Below are 4,674 nucleotides of genomic sequence, written 5' to 3' on the forward strand. Positions count from 1 at the left end.
CGCGACCTGCTGCTGCAACTGGTCGCGCTCGTCCTTCAGGCGGCGCAGCTCATCGCGGCGTACGCTGACGTAAAGCGTCTGGGGAGGGCTGGCTGGCAGAAAGGTTCCCATTGCACACCTCGCAAATGGTCTGGTACATGGTTTAAAGCGTAGACGCTCGATCGGCCGCGATTCTGAATTCTTTTTCTCCCCAAGGGAACTTTTTTGTTTATCGCTGTCGCGCCGTTGGTCATGAAACCAACGCGCTCTGGTCTGGACTAACCTTCAGGGCCTGAGCAGGCTTTTTACCTTTTACGGAGCATCGGCACATGCAACTGGGAATCGTGGGGCTGGGCCGCATGGGCGGCAACATTGCACGGCGCCTGATGCGTGATGGGCACCACACCGTGGTGCACGACCGTCACGCGCCGGCCATCGACACGCTGCTGGCCGAGGGCGCCAAGGGCGCCAACGACCTGGCCGCGCTGGTGCAGCAACTGGATAAACCGCGTGCGGTGTGGGTGATGCTGCCGGCTGGCGAGGCCACCGAGCAGACCATCGCGCAACTGGCCGACCTGCTGGAGGCCGACGATGTGATCATCGACGGCGGCAACACCTTCTACAAGGACGACATCCGTCGCGCGCAGCACTTGGCCGAGCGCCAGTTGCACTACGTCGACGTCGGCACCTCGGGTGGCGTATGGGGGCTGGAGCGCGGCTACTGCATGATGATCGGCGGCGAGCAGGCGGTGTTCGAGCGCCTAGAGCCGCTGTTCGCCAGCCTGGCCCCAGGCGAGGGCGACATCCCGCGTACGCGTGGGCGCAGTGGCCCCAGCGCGCGCGCCGAGAAAGGCTACATCCACGCCGGCCCGCCCGGCGCCGGGCACTACGTGAAGATGGTCCACAACGGCATCGAGTACGGCCTGATGCAGGCCTACGCCGAAGGCTTCGACATCCTCAAGAGCAAGGCCAGTGACAGCCTGCCGGCCGACCAGCGTTTCGACCTCAACCTGCCCGAGATCGCCGAGGTATGGCGCCGTGGCAGCGTGGTCACCTCGTGGCTGCTGGACCTGAGCGCCGATGCGCTGGTAGCCGACCCGCAACTGGGCAGCTACAGCGGCTCGGTGTCGGACAGCGGCGAAGGGCGCTGGACCATCGACGCGGCGGTGGAGCAGGCGGTGCCGGTACCGGTGCTGTCCAGCGCGCTGTTCGCCCGTTTTCGCTCACGCCAGCAACAGGGCACCTATGGTGACAAGCTGCTGTCGGCGATGCGCTTCGGTTTTGGTGGCCATGTCGAGAAGTCCGAATGAGTGCACATGACGTCGAAGCGGCACCGGCCTGTACCCTGTTTCTGTTTGGCGCCAACGGCGACCTGGTCAAACGCCTGTTGATGCCCGCGCTGTACAACCTCAGCCGCGACGGCCTGCTGGACAAGCGCCTGCGCATCGTCGGGGTGGACCACAACCCGGCCACCGACAGCGCGTTCGCCGAGCGCCTGGAAGCCTTCATGCGCGAGCGTGACAAGGGCGAGGGCGCCACCACACACCTGGATGACAAGGTGTGGAAGCGCCTGGCCAAAGGCATCGGCTACCTGACGGGCGACTTTCTGGAGCCGGCCACCTACCAGGCCATTGCCGAGCGCATCGAGAACAACCGCACCGGCAACGCGATTTTCTACCTGGCCACGTCGCCGCGCTTTTTCAGCGGTGTGGTCCAGCAACTGGGGGCTGCCGGCTTGCTCGACGAGGCCAACGGTTTTCGGCGGGTAGTGGTGGAGAAACCGTTCGGCTCGGACCTGGCCAGCGCCGAGGCGCTCAACGCCTGCCTGCTCAAGGTGATGAACGAAAAGCAGATCTATCGCATCGACCATTACCTGGGCAAGGAAACCGTACAGAACATCCTGGTCAGCCGTTTCTCCAACGGGTTGTTCGAAGCATTCTGGAACAACCACTACATCGACCACGTGCAGATCACCGCCGCCGAGACGGTGGGCGTGGAAACCCGTGGCGCGTTCTACGACACCACCGGTGCGCTGCGCGACATGGTGCCCAACCACCTGTTCCAACTGCTGGCGATGGTGGCGATGGAGCCGCCTGCCGCATTCGGTGCCGACGCGGTACGCAGTGAAAAGGCCAAGGTGATCGGCGCCATCCGACCGTGGTCCAAGGCCATGGCGCTGAAGAACTCGGTGCGTGGCCAGTACACGGCGGGCAAGCAGGGGCGCAAGAAGCTTGCGGGTTACCGCGAGGAACCACGGGTCGACCCCGACAGCCAGACCGAAACCTATGTCGCGCTCAAGGTGATGATCGACAACTGGCGCTGGGTCGGCGTGCCGTTCTACCTGCGCACCGGCAAGCGCATGAGCGTGCGCGACACCGAGATCGCCATCTGCTTCAAGCCGGCGCCCTACGCGCAGTTTCGCGACAGCGATGCCGAACGGCCCAAGCCCAACTACCTGAAGATCCAGATCCAGCCCAACGAGGGCATGTGGTTCGACCTGCAGGCCAAGCGGCCGGGGCCGACCCTGGCGATGGAGAACGTCGAACTGGGGTTCGCCTACAAGGACTTCTTCAAGATGCAGCCCTCCACGGGCTACGAAACGCTGATCTACGATTGCCTCACGGGCGATCAGACGCTGTTCCAGCGCGCCGACAACATTGAGAACGGCTGGCGTGCGGTGCAACCGTTCCTGGATGCCTGGGCACAGGGCGGCGAGGTGCAGCCCTATGCCGCCGGCGAAGATGGCCCTGAAGCGGCCGACGAACTGCTGGCCCGTGATCGGCGGGTCTGGCACAGCATTGGTTGAACGGGAGGTTCATGGCGGGCGCAATCGAAGACTACGCATTGCTGGGCAACTGTCACAGCGCGGCGCTGGTGGGCCGGGATGGCTCGCTGGACTGGCTGTGTTTTCCACGCTTCGACTCGCCGGCCTGCTTTGCCGCGTTGCTGGGCAGCGAAGAGAACGGGCGCTGGCAGATCGCACCGCGCGCGCCGGTGCTGCAGGTGATGCGCGAGTACCTTGAAGACACGCTGATCCTGCATACCACCTTTGTCACCCAAGGCGGCCGTGCACGGCTGATCGACTGCATGCCGCTGGCCGCACAGCACAGTGTGGTGCGCATCGTCGAGGGCCTGGAGGGCGAGGTCGAATTCGACATGGACCTGGTGATGCGCTTCGACTACGGCAGCAGCGTACCGTGGGTCGAGAAACTCGACCCATTGCGCTCACGGCCGTGGCTGGCCCCGACCGGCTGACCCTGCGCAGCACGGTCGGCACCCAGGCCCGTGATCACCACACCGGCAGCCGCTTCACGCTGCGCCCCGGCCAGCGCCACACCTTCAGCCTGACCCACCAGCCTTCGCACCTGCCGTTGCAGCCGGCGTTCGACCCTGAACAGGCCCTGCAGGACACGGCGCAGCAGTGGCGCGCGTTCGCCGCCCGTTGCCCCGCGGTGGGCGCGAACACGGCGCGGGTCAAGCGTTCGCTGATCACCCTCAAGGCGCTGACCTACGCGCCCACGGGTGGCATCGTGGCGGCACCGACCACCTCGTTGCCCGAGCACCTGGGCGGCGCGCGCAACTGGGACTACCGCTACTGCTGGTTGCGCGATGCGACCATGACCCTGCTGGCGTTCATGAACCTGGGGTACTTCGAGGAGGCCCAGGCCTGGCGCGAGTGGCTGCTGCGCTCGGTGGCCGGCAACCCGGAGCAGATGCAGATCATGTACGGCCTGGCCGGCGAGCGGCGGCTGCCCGAGTACGAGCTGCCCTGGCTGGGCGGCTACGAGGGCTCGCAGCCGGTACGGGTGGGCAATGCCGCAGCGGTGCAGCATCAGCTGGATATCTATGGCGAAGTGGCCGATGCCTTGTGCCAGGCCATGCGTGGCGGGCTGGCGCGGCTGCCACGCAGTGCCGCGGTCGGGCGGGTGATCATGCCGTACCTGGAGACCATCTGGCGCAACCCCGATGAGGGCATCTGGGAGGTACGGGGGCCGCAGCAGCACTTCACGCATTCCAAGGTCATGGCCTGGGTTGCGTTCGACCGGGCTGCCAGCCTCAGCGAGCCGACCGAGGAGGGCAAGGCGCAGGCCGCGCACTACCGTGAAGTGGCGGCGCAGATTCATCGTGAGGTGTGCGAGCAGGGCGTGGATGCAGCGCGTGGCTGTTTCGTGCAGGCGTATGGCTCGCAGGAGATGGATGCCAGCTTGCTGCAGATTGCCCTGACCGGATTTTTGCCAGCGGATGATCCGCGTTTTCTCGCCACCCTGGCGCAGATCGAACAGCGCCTGCTGCATGACGGGCTGGTGCGCCGGTACGACAGCGACAGCGGTTGCGATGGCTTGAGCCCGGGCGAGGGGACCTTCCTGGTGTGCTCGTTCTGGCTGGCCGACGTGTATGTACTGCTGGGGCGTGAAGCGCAGGCCCAGGCGCTCTTCGATCGCCTGTGCGGGCTGTGCAACGACGTGGGCCTGCTGGCCGAGCAGTACGACCCGCGCGGTGGGCGGATGCTGGGCAACTTCCCGCAGGCGTTCAGCCATATCGGCATCATCAATACGGCACTGAACCTGCACCGGGCGCAGTGCCCGGTGCGTGACCGGGCCAATTGCGGCTGACCAGAACGGCCTCTTCGCTGGCAAGCCAGCTCCCACAGGTACAGTGGTGATCCCGAGCGCACCGCGGTCCTTGTGGGAGCTG

The 4,674-nt window shown here is 65.7% G+C and carries 2 protein-coding genes and 2 pseudogenes; 3 read left to right on the forward strand and 1 reads right to left on the reverse strand.

Features of this window, described 5'->3' with window-relative positions:
- On the reverse strand, positions 1 to 111 hold a 111-nt coding region (locus G3436_RS28040; protein ID WP_243667298.1), incomplete at its 3' end, for a DUF6026 family protein.
- Between the two features lie 191 nt (positions 112 to 302).
- Here G3436_RS28040 and gnd point away from each other — a divergent pair.
- The 3 genes and pseudogenes from gnd to G3436_RS24260 all read left to right on the forward strand — a co-directional run.
- Positions 303 to 1,289: pseudogene (gnd, locus tag G3436_RS24250) on the forward strand (phosphogluconate dehydrogenase (NAD(+)-dependent, decarboxylating)); the annotation flags it as partial.
- Positions 1,286 to 2,785 (forward strand): glucose-6-phosphate dehydrogenase, encoded by a 1,500-nt coding sequence (gene zwf / locus G3436_RS24255; protein ID WP_163950397.1) that lies wholly within the window; start codon positions 1,286 to 1,288, stop codon positions 2,783 to 2,785. The pseudogene gnd and the gene zwf, both read left to right, overlap by 4 nt.
- Before the next feature lie 11 nt (positions 2,786 to 2,796).
- A pseudogene (locus G3436_RS24260) lies at positions 2,797 to 4,592 on the forward strand (glycoside hydrolase family 15 protein).
- Positions 4,593 to 4,674: the final 82 nt, after the last annotated feature.

The sequence above is a fragment of the Pseudomonas brassicae genome, from assembly GCF_010671725.1.
GTDB classification, from domain to species: domain Bacteria; phylum Pseudomonadota; class Gammaproteobacteria; order Pseudomonadales; family Pseudomonadaceae; genus Aquipseudomonas; species Aquipseudomonas brassicae.

Excerpts from the sequence above, each read along its gene's own strand:
- zwf (WP_163950397.1), top strand. The coding sequence starts at position 1,286 with ATGAGTGCACATGACGTCGAAGCGGCACCGGCCTGTACCCTGTTTCTG.